The organism is Oleiphilus sp. HI0043 (assembly GCF_001634935.1).
In genome coordinates, this window is the sequence record NZ_LWEY01000487.1 from 1 (window position 1) to 930 (window position 930).

Here is a 930-nt window from a genome sequence, read left to right on the forward strand (position 1 = left end):
TATTACTATTTCTGCTTTTTCTAATCATTTTATCTGGTTTTTTCTCTAGCTCAGAAACTGGCATGCTGTCGCTCAATCGCTACAGACTTAAACACCTAAAGAAAAATGGCCATAAAGGCGCGGAGAAAGCCAGCAATCTACTAGATCGAACCGATCAATTAATTAGCGTCATCCTAATTGGAAACAACTTTGTAAACATACTAGCCTCGTCAATAGCAACGGTCATTGCCATTCGACTATGGGGTGACGCAGGCATCGCAATTGCAACCGCAATCTTGACGCTAGTTATACTAATTTTTGCTGAGATAACACCTAAAACCATTGCAGCCTACCACCCGGAAAAGGTTGCCTTTCCCGCCGCACACATACTAAAACCTCTACTAAAGCTACTCTACCCAGCTGTCTGGTCAGTTAACCTTGTTACTAACTTCCTATTAACAAAACTCGGCTTTAGTACAAACGGAGAAGAAGAAAACCACCTAAGCCGAGAAGAACTGAGAACACTTGTTAATGAATCTAGCACCTTGATCCCACGCAAACACCAGGAAATGCTACTGGGGATTCTAGACCTAGAGAAAGTCACCGTTAACGACATCATGATTCCCAGAAACGAGATTGTTGGCATCGATATAGACGATGACCTGGATGATATTTTTCAGCAACTAAAAACCACCCAACACACACGCCTCCCCGTATACAAGGGCGATATAAACAACATCATTGGCATCCTACACCTTCGCAGCATGACTCGCGTACTTTCAAATGACGAACCGAACAAAGCCATGCTACTTCAAGCTTGCAGAGAACCTTACTTCACTCCTGAGAGTACTACACTCAACACCCAGCTAATACACTTCCAGCGGGAGAAACGTCGAATTGCCATTGTAGTTGATGAGTATGGCGACGCTCTCGGCATTGCCACAATGGAAG

1 protein-coding gene is annotated in these 930 nt (G+C 43.9%); it reads left to right on the forward strand.

The window, feature by feature from the left end:
• Positions 1 to 11: 11 nt before the first annotated feature.
• Positions 12 to 930: HlyC/CorC family transporter (locus A3729_RS06105; protein ID WP_156497727.1), on the forward strand; the 919-nt coding region annotated here is incomplete at its 3' end.